At 63.1% G+C, this 19,846-nt stretch carries 17 protein-coding genes; 12 read left to right on the top strand and 5 right to left on the bottom strand.

From position 1 onward, the window contains the following. Window positions 1–59: 59 nt before the first annotated feature. The 8 genes from ribH to HU749_RS26555 all read left to right on the top strand — a co-directional run bounded on the left by ribH (window position 60) and on the right by HU749_RS26555 (window position 5,214). Window positions 60–536, top strand: coding sequence for a 6,7-dimethyl-8-ribityllumazine synthase (gene ribH, locus HU749_RS26590; RefSeq protein WP_003206025.1), 477 nt, complete (start codon window positions 60–62; stop codon window positions 534–536). Next, window positions 533–1,033: a transcription antitermination factor NusB gene (gene nusB / locus HU749_RS26585; protein ID WP_003185935.1), complete on the top strand. Its 501-nt coding sequence runs from the start codon at window positions 533–535 to the stop codon at window positions 1,031–1,033. The genes ribH and nusB overlap by 4 nt, the downstream gene beginning before the upstream one ends. Before the next feature lie 17 nt (window positions 1,034–1,050). Continuing rightward, on the top strand, window positions 1,051–2,016 hold the full coding sequence (gene thiL, locus HU749_RS26580) for a thiamine-phosphate kinase (protein WP_095963579.1): 966 nt from the start codon (window positions 1,051–1,053) through the stop codon (window positions 2,014–2,016). After that, window positions 2,013–2,516, top strand: a complete 504-nt coding sequence (locus HU749_RS26575) for a phosphatidylglycerophosphatase A family protein (RefSeq protein ID WP_003206020.1) — start codon at window positions 2,013–2,015, stop codon at window positions 2,514–2,516. The genes thiL and HU749_RS26575 overlap by 4 nt, the downstream gene beginning before the upstream one ends. 11 nt (window positions 2,517–2,527) lie before the next feature. Beyond that, window positions 2,528–3,286, top strand: a complete 759-nt coding sequence (locus tag HU749_RS26570) for a substrate-binding periplasmic protein (protein ID WP_046064814.1) — start codon at window positions 2,528–2,530, stop codon at window positions 3,284–3,286. A gap of 109 nt (window positions 3,287–3,395) precedes the next feature. Beyond that, window positions 3,396–4,013: a GTP cyclohydrolase II gene (gene ribA, locus HU749_RS26565; protein ID WP_014340439.1), complete on the top strand. Its 618-nt coding sequence runs from the start codon at window positions 3,396–3,398 to the stop codon at window positions 4,011–4,013. Continuing rightward, entirely contained in the window at window positions 4,010–4,429 is a 420-nt protein-coding gene (locus HU749_RS26560) for an MFS transporter (protein WP_186652269.1), read from the top strand. The genes ribA and HU749_RS26560 overlap by 4 nt, the downstream gene beginning before the upstream one ends. Continuing rightward, window positions 4,429–5,214, top strand: a complete 786-nt coding sequence (locus HU749_RS26555) for a cobalamin-binding protein (RefSeq protein WP_186652271.1) — start codon at window positions 4,429–4,431, stop codon at window positions 5,212–5,214. Before HU749_RS26560 ends, HU749_RS26555 begins: the two co-directional genes overlap by 1 nt. 111 nt (window positions 5,215–5,325) lie before the next feature. On the opposite strand, the gene HU749_RS26550 is transcribed toward HU749_RS26555, so the two are convergent. From HU749_RS26550 to HU749_RS26530, 5 genes are all read right to left on the bottom strand, one after another. Further along, entirely contained in the window at window positions 5,326–7,206 is a 1,881-nt protein-coding gene (locus HU749_RS26550; protein WP_186652273.1) for a TonB-dependent receptor domain-containing protein, read from the bottom strand. Between the two features lie 147 nt (window positions 7,207–7,353). Further along, on the bottom strand, window positions 7,354–9,252 hold the full coding sequence (gene dxs / locus HU749_RS26545) for a 1-deoxy-D-xylulose-5-phosphate synthase (protein ID WP_186652275.1): 1,899 nt from the start codon (window positions 9,250–9,252) through the stop codon (window positions 7,354–7,356). A gap of 115 nt (window positions 9,253–9,367) precedes the next feature. After that, window positions 9,368–10,255 carry a (2E,6E)-farnesyl diphosphate synthase gene (gene ispA, locus HU749_RS26540; protein WP_014340434.1) on the bottom strand — a complete coding sequence of 296 codons (888 nt, stop codon included), beginning with the start codon at window positions 10,253–10,255 and terminating at the stop codon, window positions 9,368–9,370. Then, on the bottom strand, window positions 10,252–10,494 hold the full coding sequence (locus HU749_RS26535) for an exodeoxyribonuclease VII small subunit (protein ID WP_003185917.1): 243 nt from the start codon (window positions 10,492–10,494) through the stop codon (window positions 10,252–10,254). Before HU749_RS26535 ends, ispA begins: the two co-directional genes overlap by 4 nt. Before the next feature lie 203 nt (window positions 10,495–10,697). Beyond that, on the bottom strand, window positions 10,698–11,834 hold the full coding sequence (locus HU749_RS26530; RefSeq protein WP_186652277.1) for a Fic family protein: 1,137 nt from the start codon (window positions 11,832–11,834) through the stop codon (window positions 10,698–10,700). 298 nt (window positions 11,835–12,132) lie between these two features. On the opposite strand from HU749_RS26530, the gene HU749_RS26525 reads away from it, so the two are divergent. Genes HU749_RS26525 through HU749_RS26510 form a run of 4 tightly spaced genes read left to right on the top strand, consistent with a single transcriptional unit; the run spans window position 12,133 to window position 19,845 of the window. Then, a complete protein-coding gene (locus HU749_RS26525; RefSeq protein ID WP_044059332.1) occupies window positions 12,133–12,891 on the top strand; it encodes a YfaP family protein in 759 nt (252 codons plus the stop codon). A gap of 35 nt (window positions 12,892–12,926) precedes the next feature. Next, the gene (locus tag HU749_RS26520) at window positions 12,927–14,636 is read left to right on the top strand and encodes a DUF2138 domain-containing protein (protein ID WP_186652279.1); all 1,710 of its coding nucleotides are present in this window, start codon (window positions 12,927–12,929) and stop codon (window positions 14,634–14,636) included. Then, a complete protein-coding gene (locus tag HU749_RS26515; protein WP_046064808.1) occupies window positions 14,621–15,280 on the top strand; it encodes a DUF1175 domain-containing protein in 660 nt (219 codons plus the stop codon). The genes HU749_RS26520 and HU749_RS26515 overlap by 16 nt, the downstream gene beginning before the upstream one ends. After that, window positions 15,277–19,845 (top strand): alpha-2-macroglobulin family protein, encoded by a 4,569-nt coding sequence (locus tag HU749_RS26510; RefSeq protein ID WP_186652293.1) that lies wholly within the window; start codon window positions 15,277–15,279, stop codon window positions 19,843–19,845. The genes HU749_RS26515 and HU749_RS26510 overlap by 4 nt, the downstream gene beginning before the upstream one ends. Window position 19,846 lies beyond the last annotated feature (1 nt).

The following is a 19,846-nucleotide window of genomic DNA, read 5'->3' as shown; positions in this document are numbered from 1 at the left end:
CTAATATCACTGAGGAGCGCGTTATAGAACGCGCTCCGGCTCTTTAAGAGATCTGACGAATGACCCTGAAGACCATCGAAGGTACCTTCATCGCCCCCAAAGGCCGCTACGCTCTGGTAGTGGGCCGTTTCAACAGTTTCGTGGTCGAGAGCCTGGTTGGCGGTGCGGTCGATGCCCTGGTTCGCCATGGCGTGAGCGAAAGCGACATCACCATCATCCGTGCCCCTGGCGCCTTCGAAATTCCGCTGGTTGCGCAGAAAGTCGCTCAAAAGGGCGAATATGCGGCGATCATCGCCCTGGGTGCGGTCATTCGTGGCGGTACTCCGCACTTCGAATACGTGGCCGGCGAATGCACCAAGGGCCTGGCCCAGGTGTCCATGGAATTCGGCGTGCCAGTCGCTTTCGGCGTACTGACCGTTGATTCCATCGAGCAAGCCATCGAGCGTTCCGGCACCAAGGCCGGTAACAAAGGTGCCGAAGCTGCCCTGTCCGCCCTGGAAATGGTCAGCCTGCTGGCGCAGTTGGAGGCCAAGTGATTAGCGACGAAAGCGATCGTTTCAACCCGCGCGATCCAAAGCCTGCGGATGCCGGCAAGCCGTCGAAAAGCGTCAAGCGTCGCGAAGCCCGTCAGCTTGCGACCCAGGCGCTGTATCAATGGCACATGGCCAAGCAATCGCTGAACGAGATCGAAGCGCAGTTTCGGGTCGACAACGATTTCAGTGATGTCGACGGTGCCTACTTCCGCGAGATCCTGCACGGGGTCCCGCAGTTCAAGACCGAAATCGACACCGCGCTCACGCCTTGCCTGGACCTGACCATCGAAGAGCTGGACCCGGTTGAACTGGCGGTGCTGCGCCTGTCCACCTGGGAACTGCTCAAGCGCGTCGACGTACCGTATCGCGTAGTGATCAACGAAGGGATCGAGCTGGCGAAAGTCTTCGGTTCCACCGATGGCCACAAGTTCGTCAACGGTGTGCTCGACAAACTCGCCCCGCGTCTGCGTGAAGCTGAAGTGAAGGCGTTCAAGCGCTGATTGGCGCTTGAAATCCCATGGGTGAGTTTGAGCTGATCCGTAACTACTTCGCCGCCGCGCCTTGCGCGCAAGGCGGCGAGGGCGTTGCGCTGGGGATCGGCGACGACTGCGCCTTGCTGGCCGTTCCTTCCGGGGAACAGTTGGCGGTGTCCACCGACACGCTCGTGGCCGGTGTGCATTTTCCAGACCCGTGCGACCCGCTCCTGCTCGGCCAGCGCTCGCTGGCCGTGGCGGTCAGCGATCTGGCTGCCATGGGCGCCAAGCCTTTCGCCTTTACCCTTGCCCTGACCTTGCCGACGGTGACCACCGATTGGCTGCAAGCCTATGCCCACGGTTTGAACCAGATGGCCCAGGCCTGTGGCGTGGCACTGGTGGGAGGCGATACCACGCGTGGGCCCCTGAGCCTGACCATGACCGTGTTCGGCCACGTGCCGTCCGGCCAGGCCCTGACCCGTAGCGGCGCGCAGCCCGGCGATCTGCTGTGTGTGGGCGGCGAGCTGGGCAATGCCGCCGGCGCGTTGCCGCTGGTGCTCGGCCAGCGCAGCGCCGAACCTGCGATTGCCGAGCCGCTGCTGGCCCATTACTGGTCGCCGCGTCCGCAGATCGACCTGGGCCTGGCGCTGCGAGGCAAGGCCAGCGCGGCGATGGATATTTCCGATGGCCTGCTGGCCGATTGCGGGCATATCGCCGTGGCGTCCGGGGTGGCTTTACAGGTTGAACGGGACCGATTGCCGCTGTCCAACGCTCTATTAGCGTTTCTTGGCCGGGCGGACGCCGAGCAGGTCGCCCTGAGCGGCGGTGACGATTACGTGCTGCTGTTCGCCGTGCCACCGAGCCGATTGTCGGCGTTGCAGGCCGAAGGCTGGCCGATCCGCGTGATCGGCAGCGTGCTGGCCGGGCAGGGGGTCACGCTGGTCGACAGCGACGGGCACGACATCACTCCGCGAGTGCGGGGCTATCAACATTTTCGGGAGACACCGTGACAGATCATCCCAACCAGGTCCCGGCAGAGTTCGTTCCGCCTTCGGTCTGGCGCAATCCCTGGCATTTCCTGGCATTTGGCTTCGGTTCGGGCACTTTGCCCAAAGCCCCAGGCACCTGGGGCTCTCTGGTTGCGCTACCCTTCATACCGTTGTGGCAGATGTTGCCGGACTGGGGTTATTGGCTGATGCTGGGCATCACCATGCTGTTTGGCTTCTGGCTGTGTGGCAAAGTGGCGGACGACCTGCGGGTGCACGATCATGAAGGCATCGTCTGGGACGAAATGGTCGGTATGTGGATCACCTTGTGGTTGGTACCGGAAGGCTGGTATTGGTTGCTGGCGGGTTTCCTGGTGTTCCGTTTCTTCGATATCCTCAAGCCGTGGCCAATCCGCTGGATCGACCGGCATGTGCACGGAGGCGTCGGTATCATGCTCGATGATGTATTGGCCGGGGTTTTCGCCTGGCTGGCAATGCAAGGATTGGTGTGGTGTTTCACCTGAGGGAGTCAGGCATGGGCGTAAGCCGCGCACTACTGCTGTTGCTGTGTTTGGGAACCTGTATAGGGGCGAGGGTGGCCGAGTCTACGCCGCTGCCTGACAAGGTCCGCGCGGCCAGCGAGGAGTGGGCCGATTACACCCAGGCCGATGGCCAGGGAATGGGCTGGGACATCTTGCGTGCAGTGTTCGAGCCTGAAGGCGTCAAGCTGGAGATCCGCAGTGTGCCCTACACCCGCTCGATCGGGTTGGTGCAGCGCGGCGAGGTCGATGTGCAGGTCGGTGCCTATCGGGATGAGTCCGAAGGCGTGCTTTACCCGAAGTGGCACTATGACGTCGATCACATCTATGCCCTGGGGCTGGCGTCCAAGCCGACGCCTACCCTGGCGACGATTGGCAACTATCGACTGGTCTGGATGCGCGGCTACGAATACAACAACTACCTGCCCAACATCCGGCGTTTCAATGAGATCCACCGGTCGGTGGGTATCTTGCCTATGCTGATTCATGAGCGAGCGGACTTTTACATCGATGCATCGATGGAAATCGAAGAAGTGCTCGCCAAGGCCGACGACCCCAAGCAATTCAAGCTCTCGCCGCTGATCAATTTGCCGCTGTACCTGGGCTTCGCCAACAACGAAAACGGCCGTGTGTTGCGTGCGCTGTTCGACCGACGCATGGAAGTGCTGGCGAAGAGCGGCGAGTTGAAGCCGATTTTCGAACGCTGGAAGCAACCCTATCCTTTCGACGAGCACGGCAAGCCGCCGAAGCCTTGATCAAACTTTTCGATGGTTATGGCCGACAATTCAGCCTAAGCGTCTACAGGAGCGTGCTGTTACAATGCCCGCCTCTGCGAATCTCCAGTACTAGATCAGGAGCACACCGGTGCCTGTCGTTTTTGTTGCCGCTTCCAAGCTGCCAACGCCCTTTGCGCAATTCACCATGCATGGTTTTCTCGATGAAGCCACCGGCCGCGAGCACGTCGTGCTGAGCCTGGGTGATTTCGCCGACGGTTCTCCGGTGCTGGGCCGCCTGCATTCCGAATGCCTGACCGGCGACGCGCTGTTCAGCCAGCGCTGCGATTGCGGTTCGCAACTCGAGGCCGCGCTGCAGGCCATCGCCCGCGAAGGCCGTGGCGTGCTGCTGTACCTGCGCCAGGAAGGCCGTGGCATTGGCCTGTTGAACAAGATCCGCGCCTATGAGCTGCAAGACGGCGGCGCCGATACCGTGGAAGCCAACGAACGCCTCGGCTTTGCCGCCGACCTGCGTGACTACAGCATCTGCCTGCCGATGCTGGAGCATCTGGGCGTGAAGTCGTTGCGCTTGATGACCAACAATCCGCGCAAGGTCAAGGCGTTGACCGACATGGGCATCGTGGTGGCTGAGCGTGTGCCGCTGCACACTGGCCACAACCCCCACAACAAACTCTACCTGGCGACCAAGGCCAGCAAGCTCGACCACATGATGGGCAACGAGCACCAAGGCGAGGTTGACCGGGCGTGACGCGCGGTCAGGTCCGGCGGCGACTGTCCGTCAGTTGGTGGAAATACCTGGCGCTGGCCTTGTTGCCACTGTTTGTGATCAACGCGGTGTTCGGTGAGGGCGAAGCGATTCTTCCAGTGCTGGCGATGCCGTTGTTCATTGCCGGCGTGGCCTCGATGTTTGTCAGCCTGCGATTCTTCGGGCCTTATAAACAAGCCTTGATCGCTACCCAGAAAGCCCTCGACACGCCCGAAGAACCCCAAGCCCGGATTGACCTGGCGGCCCGTCGCCGCGCAGCCTTCCTGGTGGCCGGGCTGCCGGCCTGGGTCGGCGCCCTCGCCGTGTTCGTGGGCCTGGAAGCGGTGCCGTTGATGCTGCTGGCCTTGTCGACCACCGTGTTGTTCTACCTGTATCGCATCCCGCGTCAACTCGGCTGATGAGCCGCTGGCTGGCGGTCTTGCTGCTGGCCGTCAGCGCCTCGACGATGGCGGCTACGCGGGTCGTCAGCCTCGCGCCGTCGCTGTCGGAAATCGTCGTTGAGCTGGGCTCCGCCGACCTCTTGGTGGGCGTACTGGATGGCGGTGACCGTCCGCCAATCCTTAAAGACCTGCCTTCCGTAGGGCGTTATGGCCAACTGGACATGGAGCGCTTGCTCAGCCTCAAGCCCGACCTGCTTCTGCTCTGGCCCGGCAGTGTCGGCCCGGCCCAGCGCGCACAGCTCAAGGGCCTGGGCATCCCCCTCTACGTCGCCGAACCCCGCAGCCTCGACCAACTCATCGCGCAAATTGAAGACATTGCCCTGCAACTCGGCCGCCCGAAGCGGGGCGTGCAGCGAGCGGTGCAATTGCGTGTGCGTCTTGAAGCATTACGCCAGCGCTATCGACGGGACCCACCGTTGTCAGTGTTCTACCAGGTCTGGGACCGACCGCTGTACACCGTCGGTGGCGGGCAGATCATCAGTGATGCACTGGCGGTATGCGGGGCGCGCAACGTCTTCGCCGACCTGAGCCTGCCGGCCCCGCAGGTGAGTGTGGAAGCGGTGCTGCAGCGCAATCCGCAGATCATCCTGGCCACGGAGCAGGCACAACTCGACGCCTGGAAAACCTGGCCGGTGGCGCAGGGGCGGCTGTTGCTGGTCAATGACAAGGGGCTGGAGCGGCCCAGTGGGCAGATGATCGAGGCGACGGCGCGGTTGTGTGAGTTGATTGCGCCAGACAGATAGCCCGCGGCGCCTGCAATCGCGAGCAAGCTCGCTCCCACAAAGGCAACATCAATCCACTGTGGGAGCGAGCCTGCTCGCGATGAGGTCAGCCCAGGCACCACAGGTTCTGGATCAGAGGGTGGGAGTCCAAGTCACCCCAAACAACCATGCCCGACCTTCCTCCCGATACCCATGCTGACCCCCATCATGGCTATACAGCGCCCGGCTGTACCCCTTGTCCAGCAGGTTATCCACCTTCATCTCCAGCTTAACCTCCCGGGTCAGGGTCCAACTTCCGCGCAACCCGAGCAGGGCATAGCCGCCCAGGGCATTGCGGTTGTTTTCGTCGTCGTAGCTGCTGCTCACCGCTTGCCAGGTGGCGCCCAGGCCGAGGCGGTCGAATTGCCGGTCCAGGTCCAGGCTCAAGGTCCGTCGGGCGCGGCGGGCCAGGGTGTGGTCGCTGTTGCGGTCCCGTGGGTCGATGATGGCCAGGCCCAGGTTGCCCTGCCAGCCGAACACATCCTGCAGGTAGGCCATCTCGAAGCCGTTGATCCGCGCCGAGGCGACGTTCTGTGGGCGTGAGTTGCTGCCAAAGATGATCGCGTCTTCCAGGTCCGTACGGTACAGCGAGGTCTCCAGGCGGGCGCTGTCGCTCAGTTGGCTGCGCCATTGCAGTTCGTAGCTTTTCGCCGTTTCGGGTTTCAGGTCAGGGTTGCTGAAGTCCGGGTAGTACAGGTCGTTGAAGGTCGGCGCGCGGAAGCTTTCGCTGTAGGTCAGCAATACGTCGTTGTCCGGGTCGATTGGCAGGGTGAGGGTGCCGCTCCAACTGTTCTGGCCGCCAAACTGCTGATTCTGGTCGCGACGCAGGCCCAGTTCGGTGGAGAAGGTTTCGGCCTGGAAGCGATGCTGGATGAACGCGGCACGGTTCCAGCGGCTGTCTTCGTCGAACGGCGTGCTGCTGTTGACCCGGTCCTGATACCAGTCGCCGCCGACGATCAGGCTATTGCGCTCGTCCAGCGTCACGTCGTTCTGCCAGGTCACGGAATCGCGGTAGGTGTTAAAGACTTCGCGGACGTTGCTGAGCTTGTCGAAGGTCTTTTCACGGTTCTCGCTGTGGCCCAGTTCCAGGCGTGATTTCCAGACGTCGTTGATTCGCCCGTCCACATAGGTGCTGAAGCTGCTCACCGCAAACTCGCTGTAGGGTTGCTGGGGCAGGGATTCGAAAGTGGTCGGGTCGAAGCGGCCGAACGGGTTGTCGTATTCGCTTTTGCCGCGGTTATCCAGCAGGTTCAGGCCGACTTCCAGGTCATCGCTGGCCGCATGGCTCAGGCTCAGGCTGAAAGACTGATTGCGGTTGGCATCGTCGTCGCGGTCGCTGGCATAGGACTCGCGGGTCCGATTGCTTCCGGCGCTGTCGTCGAGGCTGGCGCCGAGGTTGAAGCGGGTCTGCTCGTCGCCGCCGGACAGGCCCAGGCTGCGTTCCCAGGTCTGGTGGCTGCCGACACCCATATGCAAGCGCGGTTGCAGGCCTTGCTCGTTGCCGCGGCGGGTGAAAATCTGAATGACGCCACCCACCGCATCGGCACCGTAGATCACCGAACGCGAACCGCGCAGCACTTCCACACGCTCGATCTGGTTGATGTTCAGGCGTTGCAGGTTGCTGTCGCCGGAGGTGGCATTACCGATGCGCTGACCGTCCACCAGCACCAGGCTCTGGGCCGATTTGGTGCCGCGAATGTAAATCCCCGGCAGGCTGCCGCGCCCACCCAGCGGTGCCACCTGCACGCCTGGCACACGGCTGAGCAAGTCAGTGACACTGGCCGGTTGCAAGCGATCGATGTCGTCGCGGGTGAATACGGTATTGGCGGCACTGCTGTCGTTGCGGGCTTCGACCTGGCGGTTGGCGCTGATCACGATGTCGGGCAGCTTCAGGGCCTGGTCGCGCTCGAAGGTGTCGGCCAGCAGGTTGGGGGTGGGGAGCAGGGAGAGGGTGAGGGCTAGGCGGAGTTTCATGGGGTTCCGGACATTTCTGGTCTGCACAAAACCCTTGTGGGAGCGAGCTTGCTCGCGATGGCGGTAGATCAGTCAATTGATCCATTGGCTGACACACCGCTATCGCGAGCAAGCTCGCTCCCACAGGGGATCTGTGTGGGCTGAAAATTACAGGCCCAACAACTGCAACCGCTGACGCACCGCCGCTTCGATCCCTGCCTCGTCCAATCCACATTCAGCCAGCATCTGCGCCGGCTTGGCATGTTCGACGTAGGTGTCCGGCAAGCCCAGGTGCAGCACGGACTTGAGGATGTTTTCCCTGGCCAGGAATTCGCTGACCGCCGCGCCGGCACCGCCCATGATGGCGTTTTCCTCGAGGGTGACCAGCAGGTCATGGCTGCCGGCCATCTCGCGCACCAGGGCTTCGTCCAGGGGTTTGACGAAGCGCATATCCACCACGGTGGCGTCCAGGGTTTGCGCAACTTTCAGGGCTTCGGCCAGTTGTACGCCGAACACCAGCAGGGCGGTTTGCTTGCCCTGGCGGCGGATCACACCCTTGCCGATCTCGATTGGCTCGAGGTCGGTCGAGATCGTCGCGTTCGGGCCGGTGCCACGCGGGTAGCGCACTGCCGCCGGGCCATTGAACAGGTGGCCGGTGGTGAGCATCTTGCGCAGCTCGTTTTCATCGCTCGGGGTCATCACCAGCATGCCAGGGATGCAGCGCAGGAACGACAGGTCGAAGCTGCCAGCGTGGGTCGGGCCGTCTTCGCCCACCAGGCCGGCGCGGTCGATGGCGAACAGCACGTCGAGGTTCTGTACCGCGACGTCATGAATCAGTTGGTCGTAGGCCCGTTGCAGGAACGTCGAATAGATCGCCACCACCGGCTTGGCGCCTTCACAGGCCATGCCGGCAGCGAGGGTCACGGCGTGCTGCTCGGCAATCGCCACGTCGAAATAGCGTTGCGGGTAACGTTCGCTGAAGGCCACCAGGTCCGAGCCTTCCTTCATCGCCGGGGTGATGCCCACCAGGCGCGGGTCGGCGGCGGCCATGTCGCACAGCCATTGGCCGAAGACGCCGGAGTACTTCGGTCCGCCGGCCTTTTTCGGCGTGGCCGCCGGAGCGTCCAGGGGTTCGAGCTTGGTGATGGCGTGGTAGCCGATCGGGTCGACTTCCGCCGGGGCGAAGCCTTTACCTTTCTTGGTGACCACGTGCAGGAACTGCGGGCCCTTGAGGTCGCGCATGTTGCGCAGGGTGGCGATCAGCGTGGGCAGGTCATGGCCGTCGATGGGGCCGATGTAGTTCCAGCCCAGTTCTTCGAACAGCGTGCCGGGGACCAGCATGCCCTTGGCGTATTCTTCGGTACGGCGGGCGATTTCCCAGGCGCCGGGCAGGCGCGACAGCACTTTCTTGCTGCCTTCGCGCATGCTCGCGTAGGTGCGGCTGGAGAGGATCTTCGCCAGGTAGTTGGACAAACCGCCAACGTTGCGCGAGATCGACATGTCGTTGTCGTTGAGGATCACCAGCATGTTGGCGTCGACTTCCGGCGCGTGGTTCAGCGCCTCGAAGGCCATGCCCGCAGTCAGTGCGCCGTCGCCGATCACGGCAATGGCCTTGCGCTCGCTGTTTTGCAGGCGGGCGGCAATCGCCATGCCCAGGGCGGCGCTGATGGAGGTGCTGGAGTGGCCGACGCCAAAGGTGTCGTATTCGCTCTCGGAGCGGCGCGGGAAGGCGGCGATACCGTCCTTCTGACGCAGCGTGCCCATGCGCTCGCGACGACCGGTGAGGATCTTGTGCGGGTAGGCCTGGTGCCCGACGTCCCACACCAGCCGGTCGTCCGGGGTGTCGAACACGTAATGCAACGCGATCGTCAGCTCGATGACGCCCAGGCCCGCGCCGAAGTGCCCACCGGTCTGGCCGACCGTGTAGAGCAGCTCCAGGCGCAACTCATCGGCCAGGGTTTCCAGCTCGGCTTCACCCAGGCGACGCAGGCCGTCCGGCGTGTTGGCGCGGTCCAGCAGGGGCGTGGTCGGGCGCTTGCGGGGAATCTCTTGAAACGTCGTGGGCATCAGGCGAATCGTTATAGGTATAGAAAGAGGCGGCAGTTTACCTTATGCATCGCAAGCTGCCCACGCGTAGGCCGGAACTTGGCCGATACGCACTTATGAATGGGTTGACCCTGTATCAGCTGCGTCGTTCGACGATATAACGCGCCAAGTCGCGCAACGGCTCGGCCGCCGCGTCAAAGGGTCGCAGCGCGGCCAGGGCCTGGTCGCGCAACTCCAGGGCGTAGGCCTTGGCAGCGTCGAGGCCGAGCAGGGCCGGGTAGGTCGGCTTGTCGCGGGCGATGTCGGCGCCCTGGCGTTTGCCCAGGGTCTGGGTATCGCTTTCGACGTCGAGGATGTCGTCCTGCACCTGGAATGCCAGGCCGATGGCTCGGGCGTAGGTCTGCAAGGCTTGCAACTGGGCGGGCGTGGCCCGGCCGCTGGCCAGGGCACCGAGTTTGACGCTGGCTTCGATCAAGGCGCCAGTCTTGTGCCGATGCATGTATTCCAGGGCGCTCTGGTCCAGCTTCAGGCCCACTGAGCCCAAATCGATGGCCTGGCCGCCGACCATTCCGGCAGGGCCTGCCGCCAGCGCCAGGGCACTGACCATGTCCAGGCGAACCTGCGCCGGGCAATCGCTCAGGGCCGGGTCCAGCAGGGCGCTGAAGGCCAGGCTCTGCAAACCGTCGCCGGCCAGGATCGCGCAGGCTTCGTCGAATTGCTTGTGGGTGGTGGGCTGGCCGCGACGCAGGTCGTCGTCGTCCATGGCCGGCAAATCGTCGTGCACCAGCGAATACGCGTGGATCAACTCCACCGCACAGGCGGCACCGTTGGCCTGTTCGGCCTGGCCGCCCAAGGCTTCGCACGCGGCGTAGGCCAACAGCGGCCGGACACGCTTGCCGCCGTTCATCACGCTGTAGCGCATGGCTTCGTACAGGCGCGCCAGTTCCGGGCTCGGGGCGCTGAACAAGCTATCCAATGCAGCATTGACCCGGGCCTGGCTGCTGGCCTGATAGGCGCCGATCATTCAGGCTGTTCCGCGTCGAAAGGCTCTTCGGTCAGCTCACCGTCACGCTCGAGCAGCAATTGCACCTTCTGCTCGGCCTGGGCCAGCGCCGCCTGGCAGTCGCGAGTCAAGCCGATACCCTGCTCGAAGGCGGTCAGCGAGTCTTCCAGCGACAATTCGCCGTTCTCCAGCCGTTCGACCAGCGTTTGCAGGTCGGCCAGAGATTGTTCGAAATCCAGTGCAGCTTTTTTGCGGGCCATGGCGGCTATTCCGGTTGACTGTTAAACCGGCGCGACACTAGCAGACATGGGGGGTTCGGGCAAATCAGGGCGGGGTAAACGTCTGCCATGATCCATTGCTTTTGTGGCGAGGGAGCTTGCTCCCGCTCGAGCGCGCAGCGGTCGCAAATGCTTGGGGCCTGCTTCGCAGGCCAGCGGGAGCAAGCTCCCTCGCCACAGGGTGTTCAGTCGGCTGGATAGTTTATTCGGTAACGGGTGCTGCGCCCGCCACCGGGCATCCGCTCCAGGCAGCCTTTTTCCAGCAGTTCCGCCAGGTGTCGCGTGGCCGTCGCCTTGGAGACCTTGGCCACGGCTTGATATTGAGCGGCGTTGATCCCCTGCTCGAAACCCTTTTCACCGCCGTCGAGCAGCCGGTTCAGCACTTTGCTCTGTTCAGCGGTGAGTGCCGAAGCACGATGGGCCTGCCAGAACCGCGTCTTGCCCAGGACGCTTTCGATCTGCGTCATCGCTTTGTGCAGGCTGCGCAACAGCGTCTGCAGAAACCAGGTCAGCCAGGCAGTGATATCCAGAGTCGCCTTCTGACTGTTCTCCAGGATCCGGTAATAACCGGCGCGGTCGTCGAGGATGCTCACGGACATGGCGTAGAAACGGATCGCCTGAGCCTCACCCTGGGCCAATGCCAAATCGGTCAGGGTGCGGGTCAGGCGACCATTGCCATCGTCGAATGGGTGCAGGGTAACAAACCAGAAATGAGCAATGCCGGCACGCAGTAGCGGATCGAGGCTGACCTGATGGCGACTGGCTTCGAACCAGTCGACGAACGTTTGCAATTGCTGTTCAAAGCCCTGGCGAGGCGGCGCCTCGAAGTGAACGATAGGTCGGTCCAGCCTGCCTGAGACCACTTGCATCGGTTCGTCACCGCGCAGCGTACCGACGCGGATCTGTCGGTGGGCAAAGTCGCTGGTTTGATCAGGAAACAACCACTCATGCCATTCCAGCAGGCGTTCGACCGTCAGGGGCTGGTTGAAATGTCGGGTCGCGTCCAGCAACAGGTTCGCCAAGCCTTCGCTGCGTTGGCTGACCGGCGTTTCGTCGCCTTGTTCCAGGCCGAGGCGGCGAGCCAGCGACGAGCGCACCGAGCCGACATTCAATTGTTCTCCTTCGATAGCCGAAGAGGTCACGATGTTTTGCAGCAAGGCATCCAGTTCGTTCTGGGCACTGAGGGAAGCCGTGACCGTGCCCGTCATGCCGAGCAATTGACCTTGTGTCTGCACGCATTCGCGTAGCAGGGGGGCCAATGCTTCAGCTTGCCAGCGGAAGTCGGGCCAGTCGGGCTGTTGCCAGATCCAATGAGGTGCCATGAGCCTGTCCAGAGATGAATGAGCCGAATAATAGCGCTATTCGGCTCATTTTGTGAGCCGAATAAACCCTCTATTCGGCTCACGCCCCCCCCAGTACGTGATTTCCCACACAGAATCGCGCGTTCCCCGATTGTGAAAAAACCGTCAAATCGATACTCTTCGCGCCATCTACGGCCCCCTTGCGACGGGGCCTTCAGACGAAACCTGAATAATGACAAGCGCGCTGAGGATTAGCGCCGGGTTGCGTCGTGCATGGCAGGAGGCATACGTGCGTTTTCTTTCTTTATTGATCGTGCTGATGGGCGCGCCACTGGCGTGGGCGCAGCCTTCTGCCGAGATGTCGGAGCCGGTGGGCGGTTGGCGCTACAGCGGCTTGCTCGATCGCACCGAAAACCCGCAAGTCGCCTATCCCACACCGCCCATCGACCGGGGCGTGCAGCGCAACCGTACGATGATCGAGGGCCGGCTCAAGGCCATGGGCACGGCTCGCCAGCCCCACAGCCTGGCGGTCAACGGCAATCCACTGAACCTCTATACCGACGACGAGGGGCGTTTCGCCCGGCCGTATGCGTTCGGCGCCGGCTCCAACAGCGTCGAGGTGCGCAGCTCCGAAGGCCAGTCCCTCAAGCGCGTGCAATTCTACGAAGCCAACAACCTGCGCACCCCGGCGCAGATCCGCGTGGTGCTGGGCTGGGACGACCCCAAGGCCGAACTCGATCTGCATATCGTCACACCCGACGGCCAACATGCGTTCTTCGGCCAGCCGGCGCTGAGCAACGGCGGCGGCCTCGACCCTGATGGCGTCGATGGCCCCGGCCCTGAAATGTTCACCATGACCGCGCCGATGCACGGCACCTACCTGGTCTACGTGAACTATTGGGGCAACTACGGCAGCGGCGGCTACAACTTCGATGAGACCAGCAACCAGAACGAGGTGATCACCTCGCAGATCAACCTGGTGCTCAACGAAAACACCGTCGATGAAAAACGCGAGACCTTTGTCGTGCCCCTGCGCGCCATTGGCGATCTGTTGCTGGTCAAGACTTTCAACTACTAAGTATCCGCTCCACGGATGAACAGGCCCTTGTGAATATGAGCGACAACACTGCTTCCCCGACCACGCCGACACCTGTCGCCAAACCTGTGCGCCGCTGGCCGGCGATACTGATCGGGCTGTGCCTGGTCGCCGGTGTGGCCGTCGGGCTGGGCTGGTTCATCAACAAGCCCAAGGCGCCGCCCATGGAGTTGGCGTTGGAAAAGCTCGGCGTGAGCCGTCCCGACGGCTTGCTCGAGGCCCATTCCCTGAGCCAGTTGCCCAAGGACCTGTTGGCGGTGCCGTTCCTCAAGGCCACGCTCACCGAGGACTTCGTCTTCTATTACGAGGCCCATGCCGACCGTCTCGGGCTGATCGGCAGCCTGCGCCGGATCATCTACGAGCATGACCTCAAGCTGCAGGACAGCCTGATCGAAGAGCTTTTCGACCAGCCGGCCGATGTCGCGTTGTGGCGTGGTGCGGACGGTCGCCTCAAGGACTTCCTGTTGGTGATGGATCGCGGTGGCCTGGCGAAGGTGCTGGAACCGTTGGCGAAGGTCGCACTGGATGACACCCAATTGAGCAAACTCGGCGACCTGAAGGTCGGCGGTGACGACGTTGCGCTCTACCAGCTCAGCTACAACGCCAGCAAATCCCTGGTCTTCGCCTCCCATGGCGACAAGCTGGTGGTGCTGTCCAACCCGACCAAGCTCTACGACAAAGGCAATGGTCCTACCGATGAACCCGGCATGGTCTCGACCCAGGCTCTCGAAGCTCTGCTGGCCGGTGAAAAGCTGTTCCCGGAAGCCTTCGGCCTGCCGCCCAAGGCGCCGGAGGTCAAGCAACGCATCTCGGTCAACGCCAGCGTGCTCGCCATGGGCTATCAGCGTTTCATCCCGAACTTCGCCGGCTTGCGTTTCGACATGGACGACAAGGGCTGGCACAGCTTCCTGGCGATGGACGAGCTGGAAAACCAGCCGGACTTCGACTTCAAGCCGATCTGGCAAGCCATGCCCATGGGTGCCAGTGCCTGCGTGGCCTTGCCCCTGGCCGCCGAGCAACAGAAACCTTTGCTGGTAAAACTCGGCGCCGACGAAAAAACCGCCCAGGCCATGGTCGACCATGTGGCCGGCGCGGCGGGCCTGTGCTGGTACGCCGATTCGCGCCTGTACACGCCGCTGTTGGTGGCGAGCCTGAATGAAGACGACGGCAAGCTCGACGCCGACCTGGGCAACCTGTTCGGTTCGATGGTCGGCGCCTATGAAAACAACGTTGCCGAGCATGCATTCCCGGTGGTCGAGAAGCAGCAAGGCTCGACGCACCAGTGGCTGCGTCAGGTCAGCTCCAATTTCGGCCCTTACCTGGCCAAGGAAGCGGAGCAGCCTGAGGCGATTACCGGCAAGGCGTTCCTGCGGGTCAGCCTGGCACGCCACGGTTCGACCTTGCTGTTCTCCCTTGATGACAAGTTGGTGGACAAAGCCCTCGGCACCCTCGACAAACGCTTCCCACCCATGGCCGACGTGGTGCCCAAGGACCTGCTGATGCCGGTCTACTTCGGCCCGGACTCCATGGCGCAACTGATGCAGCGCGAAACCCTCGACAGCTTGCCCCAGGACATGGAACCGGTGTTCTACAACGCTGCGCAAACCTACCTGATCCCGAAACTGCGCACCCTCGGCGGCTATGGCAAATACGCCCTGACCTTGCCTGAAGGCAGCGAGCCGGACGGCCACTGGCAGTGGCTGCCGCTGGAATGGAAAGCGCTGTGACAGCACTGATCCGCAACTCCGCGTTGACGCTGCTGCTGGCGTTGCTCCTCGGCGGGCCTGCGCTTGCCGTCGAGGCGCCTTCGCTGGATGCGCAGCAATCCCAGGTCTTCCGCGCCTGGTTCGTGCGCATCGCCCAGGAACAGCTGACCAAAGGCCCTAGCCCGCGCTGGTATCAGCAGGATTGCGCCGGGCTGGTGCGCTTCGCCGCCAACGAAGCGCTCAAGGTCCACGATGAAAAATGGCTGCGCAGCAATGGCCTGTCCAATCGCTACCTGCCGCCGGAATTGCCGCTCAGCGATGGGCAACGGCGTCTCGCCCAGCAGTGGCAACAGGGCGGCGGCAAGGTCGGGCCCTACGTCAATGCGATCAAGTTGATCCAGTTCAACAGCCGCCTGGTGGGCCGGGATGTCACCCAGGCCCGCCCCGGCGACCTGATGTTCTTCGATCAGGGCGACGACCAGCACCTGATGATCTGGATGGGCCGCTACATCGCCTATCACACCGGCACTACCACCCCAACCGACAACGGCATGCGCTCCGCAAGCCTGCAACAACTCATGAACTGGAAGGACACCCGATGGATACCCGACGCAGCCAACCCCAACTTCATCGGCGTCTATCGACTCAACTTTCTCTCCCAATGACCGGTGCCCGCATGCTGCGCTTGTGTTCAAAATTGCCCCTGCTGTTTGCCCTGTTGCTGGCACCTGTCGTGAATGCCGAAGACACGGTGGAGCCCAGCGGCTACACGCCGGTGTCCGGTGAAAGCTTCTTCCTGCTGGCCGACAGCAGCTTTGCCAGCGACGAGCAGGCCATGGTCCGCCTCGAAGCGCCGGGCCGCGACTACCGCCGGTTTCGCATGGAGCCCTACGGCGGCGCCGATATCCGCGTCTATCGCATCGACAAACCGCTGGATTTCCTCAAGCGCCAGAAGAACCTGCACCGCGTGGTCAGCGATGGCCAGTTCAAAGGTGAAGGCCTGTCGAACACCCTCGCGTACCTGTGGGACAACTGGTACCGCAAGTCCCGTCGAGTGATGCAGCGGGCGTTCTCCTACGAGTCGCGCCAGCAAGTCACTGAAGAAGTGCCGGAACTGAAGATCGGCAACGCCCTGGTCGCACCGACACCGTACGACGCTCCGGCGCAATTCGCCTTGATCCCGGGCTTGCCGGTGGTCAGTCAGTTCCGTTATCCGCTGTGGCAGGCCAAGCCGATCCAGCCGCCTGCGGGCGTCAACCTGGCCGGCTCGTCCAGCCAGTTTGTCAACGTCGCGCCGGGCAACGTCTATGTGCCGCTGGGCCAGTTGAAGCCCGGCCTGTATCTGGTGGAAGCGCTGATCGGCAAATACCGCGCAACCACCATGGTCTTCGTCTCCAACACTGTGGCGGTGAGCAAGATTGCCGGCGATGAACTGCTGGTCTGGGCCGCACGCAAGCATGAAGGGCGTTCGGTGCCCAAGGTCAACGTACTGTGGACCGACGGCCTGGGCGTGATGAGCAGCGGGGCCACCGATGAAGACGGCCTGCTGCGCCTCAAGCACGTCAGCCCGGAGCGTTCGTTCGTCATTGGTGAAGACGAGGAGGGCGGGGTATTCGTCTCGGAAAACTTCTACTACGACAGCGAAATCTACGACACCAAGCTCTATGCCTTCACCGACCGGCCGCTGTACCGGCCAGGGGATTGGGTATCGCTGAAAATCGTTGGTCGTGAGTTCAAGAACGCCCGTGATTCGGTGCAACCGACTGCCGCCGACGTCAATGTCAGCGTGCTGGACGCCACCGGCACCGAGCTGCAAACCCTGGCCCTGAAGCTCGATTCCAAGGCCGGCACCCAAGGCCGTTTCCAACTGCCGGAAAACGCCGTGGCCGGCGGCTATGAACTGCGCTTGCGCTACAAGGACCAGCTCTACAGCAGCGCCTTTCGTGTTGCCGAATACATCAAGCCGCACTTCGAGATCGCCCTGAACCTGGCCAAGCAGGATTACCGCACCGGCGAACCGGTCAAGGGCAATCTCGTGCTGCTGTACCCGGACGGCAAGCCAGTGGTGAATGCCACGGTGAGCCTGAGCCTGCGCGCCCAGCAATTGTCGATGGTCGATAACGAGCTGCAATACCTGGGGCAATTCCCGGTCGAGCTGACCAGCAGCGAAGTGACCACCGATGCCAAGGGCAACGCGACCCTCGACTTGCCGGCCGCCGACAAGCCGAGCCGCTACACGCTCACCGTGTTCGCCAGCGATGGCGCGGCGTATCGGGTCAAGACCACCAAGGAAATCCTCATCGACCGTGGCGCGGCGAATTTCCGCCTGAGCGCTCCCCAGCGGTTCAGCGCCGCCGGCCAGAAAGTCTCGTTCAGCTACGCCAACGAAGGCGGCAACGAACAAGCCAAGGCTGTGACGCCGGGCAGCTATGCCTGGGTGCGCCTGGAAGACCAGAGCACCGGCGAAGGCAAGCTGGCGGCCAAGGACAAGGGCTTCAGCCTGACCTTCGAGCGCCCTGGCACCTACAACCTGACGCTCAAGGACGACCATGGCCGAGTCGTTGGCGCCGCCGCCCACGCGGTAACCGGTGAAGGCATCAAGGCCGTGCCGGGCACTGTCGAGATCGTCTTCGACAAGCCTGAATACAAGACCGGTGACGAAGCGCTGGCGCTGATCACCTTCCCGGAACCGGTCAGCGATGCGCTGCTGTCGCTTGAGCGGGACAAAGTCGAGGCCACGGCGCTGCTGTCCAAGGGCGGCGACTGGCTGAAGATGGAAAAACTCAGCGACACCCAATACCGCGCGCGCATTGCCGTGAAGGATAGCTTTGCGCCCAACCTGACCTTCTCGGTGCTGTACACCAAGGGCGGCCAGTACAGCTTCCAGAACGCCGGCATCAAGGTGGTCACGCCGCAGATCGACGTTGCCGTCGTCACGGATAAAGCCACCTACCGCCCGGGCGACACGGTGACCGTGGACCTGAGTACCCAGTTCGCCGGCAAGGCGATCCCCGCGCACCTGACGGTCAGCGTGGTGGACGAAATGGTCTATGCCCTGCAACCGGAAGTGGCGCCGACCATCGATCAGTTCTTCTATCACCCGCGTCGCAACAACGTGCGCACCAGTGCCAGCCTGTCGTTCATCAGCTACGACGTGGCGCTGCCAGGCAGCCCTGGCGCGCCGGGCAAGGCCAACCGCAGCGAACGCGGGGTCAAGGTGCTGGAGCGGCCGCGTCGTGAAGACGTCGACACCGCTGCCTGGCAACCGGAGCTGGTCACCGACGCCAACGGCAAGGCCCGCTTCACGTTCAAGATGCCGGACTCGCTGACACGCTGGCGCATCACCGCCAAGGCCATTGCCGACGACGGCCAGGTGGGCCAGAAGAAGCAGTTCATCGTCTCGGAAAAGCCGCTGTACCTGAAGTGGAGCGGCCCGACCCGTTTCCGTATGGGCGACAAGCCGCAACTGGGCCTGTTCGCCTTCAGCCAATCGGAAAAACCACTGAAGGCCGAGCTGCTGATCCGTTACGCCGGCGCTGAACAGCGCGTGGTGGCGGAGCTGAAAAACGGCATCAACTATGTGGCGCTGCCGGTCCTGGAACTGAGCAGTGGCGACTTGACCGTGCAGTTGCAATTGAATGGCGAAACCCAGGACGCCCTGGCCATGCACTTGAACGCCAGCGGCAACGGTTGGCAAGTCACCCAGAGCCAACGCCTGGATGTGGTAAGCGGCGACACCCCGCTGGCCCTGCCGGCCGACGCCAGCGATATTCGCCTGCGCCTGGACGACAGCCCGCAAGCGTTGTTCCGTTCGGCCCTGGATGACCTGCTGAGCTATCCGTACGGTGGCGTCGAGCAGACCGCCAGCCGTCTGTTGCCGTTGAGCATTGCCTATCCGACCCTGGCGTCGAACCCGCAGATCCGCGACCGCTTGCGGTTGATCATGCAGAACAGCCGCTTGCGCCTGGTGCAGATGGCCGGACCGTCGGCGAGCTTCACCTGGTGGGGCCAGGACGGTGAGCCGGATGCATTCCTCACCGCCTATGCCTATTACGCCGACTGGCACGCCAGCAAGGCCCTGGACCTGAGCCTGCCGCCGGAACACTGGCAGCGGGTGCTGGAGGTCTACGCCAAGCAGGCCGGCGATACGCCGCTGCTGCAGCGTGCGCTGATCCTGTCGTTCGCCAAGCAGATGCAACTGCCGGTGAACACCTTGCTCAGCGGCCTGATGGACGACCTGGCCAAGGCCAGTGAAGACAGTACCGAGAGCGTGCTGGACAGTGGCGAAGACAGCCTGGTCATGTACGCGCCGGACTCGGCCCTTGGCTTGGCCAGTGCCCGTGTCCTGACCGCGTCCCTGGCGAAACAGGCGAAGGTGCCGTTGCCGGCGGCCTTCAGCCGTCAAGCCGATGCGGCCCAGCAGCAACTGGAACTCAGCTCGCAGCCGTTCGTCGAGGCCCTGGTGCTGTCGTTGCAGAGCTTCGATCAGGCCCGCGCCACTGCATTGCTGGAGCGCGTGTTGCCGCAGCAGTCCACCCTGGAACGGGCCCTGGCCCTGACCTGGTTGCAGGGCAGCATCGAACAGGCGGCACCGGCCGTGGCCTTGGCGCCGGGCGAAGGTTGGGCAGCCAAGCAGGGTGTGACCGGTGAAACCTACTGGCAGTGGCAGGGTGCGCAGCTTCCAACGATGCTGACCCTGACCGGCGCCCAGGAGCGCCCATTGCAAGCGGCGCTGAGCTTCCAGAGCCAGCAACCGCCAGTGGCGCCGATGGCCGTGTCCATCACCCGTCGCCTGTCGCGTCTGGTGCCGGGCGACGAGGCCTTCACCTTCAAGCTCGAAGCCGTGGGCAACAAACCGTTGTCCAGCGACAGCCTCTACCTGGATGAAGTGATCATCAACAGCAAGGCGCCGACGCCACTGCGCTACGGCATGCTCGAAGTGCCGCTGCCGCCGGGCGCCGACGTGGAGCGCACCACCTGGGGTATCCAGTTGATGGGCAAGGCCGACAGCGAACCGACGTCCCTGGAAAGGGCCCGCTTCGAGCCCGGCCAGATGGCGTATGCAGTGCCGGTGGATGCCCTCAGTGGCGAGCTGCGCCTGCGGCACTTGGTGCGCTTCTCCCAGAAAGGCCAGTTCACTTTGCCGCCAGTGCGCTTCACCCAGGTCTACGCGCCGCAACACCAGGCGCGGGAACAGAAACCGGCGCTCGGTCAGGTCACGGTCAACTGAT

It is taken from the genome of Pseudomonas ogarae, assembly GCF_014268695.2.
In the GTDB taxonomy this organism is placed as follows: Bacteria; Pseudomonadota; Gammaproteobacteria; order Pseudomonadales; family Pseudomonadaceae; genus Aquipseudomonas; species Aquipseudomonas kilonensis.
The sequence above is the reverse complement of the archived record's forward strand: the minus strand, read 5'-3'. Positions and strand labels throughout refer to the sequence as shown.

Excerpts from the sequence above, each read along its gene's own strand:
- dxs (WP_186652275.1), bottom strand. The coding sequence starts at position 9,252 with ATGCCCACGACGTTTCAAGAGATTCCCCGCAAGCGCCCGACCACGCCC.
- HU749_RS26525 (WP_044059332.1), top strand. The coding sequence starts at position 12,133 with ATGGGCGCGCCACTGGCGTGGGCGCAGCCTTCTGCCGAGATGTCGGAG.
- HU749_RS26555 (WP_186652271.1), top strand. The coding sequence starts at position 4,429 with ATGAGCCGCTGGCTGGCGGTCTTGCTGCTGGCCGTCAGCGCCTCGACG.
- HU749_RS26515 (WP_046064808.1), top strand. The coding sequence starts at position 14,621 with ATGGAAAGCGCTGTGACAGCACTGATCCGCAACTCCGCGTTGACGCTG.
- ribH (WP_003206025.1), top strand. The coding sequence starts at position 60 with ATGACCCTGAAGACCATCGAAGGTACCTTCATCGCCCCCAAAGGCCGC.
- HU749_RS26570 (WP_046064814.1), top strand. The coding sequence starts at position 2,528 with ATGGGCGTAAGCCGCGCACTACTGCTGTTGCTGTGTTTGGGAACCTGT.
- HU749_RS26520 (WP_186652279.1), top strand. The coding sequence starts at position 12,927 with ATGAGCGACAACACTGCTTCCCCGACCACGCCGACACCTGTCGCCAAA.
- thiL (WP_095963579.1), top strand. The coding sequence starts at position 1,051 with ATGGGTGAGTTTGAGCTGATCCGTAACTACTTCGCCGCCGCGCCTTGC.
- HU749_RS26535 (WP_003185917.1), bottom strand. The coding sequence starts at position 10,494 with ATGGCCCGCAAAAAAGCTGCACTGGATTTCGAACAATCTCTGGCCGAC.
- HU749_RS26550 (WP_186652273.1), bottom strand. The coding sequence starts at position 7,206 with ATGAAACTCCGCCTAGCCCTCACCCTCTCCCTGCTCCCCACCCCCAAC.
- HU749_RS26530 (WP_186652277.1), bottom strand. The coding sequence starts at position 11,834 with ATGGCACCTCATTGGATCTGGCAACAGCCCGACTGGCCCGACTTCCGC.
- HU749_RS26510 (WP_186652293.1), top strand. The coding sequence starts at position 15,277 with ATGACCGGTGCCCGCATGCTGCGCTTGTGTTCAAAATTGCCCCTGCTG.
- ispA (WP_014340434.1), bottom strand. The coding sequence starts at position 10,255 with ATGATCGGCGCCTATCAGGCCAGCAGCCAGGCCCGGGTCAATGCTGCA.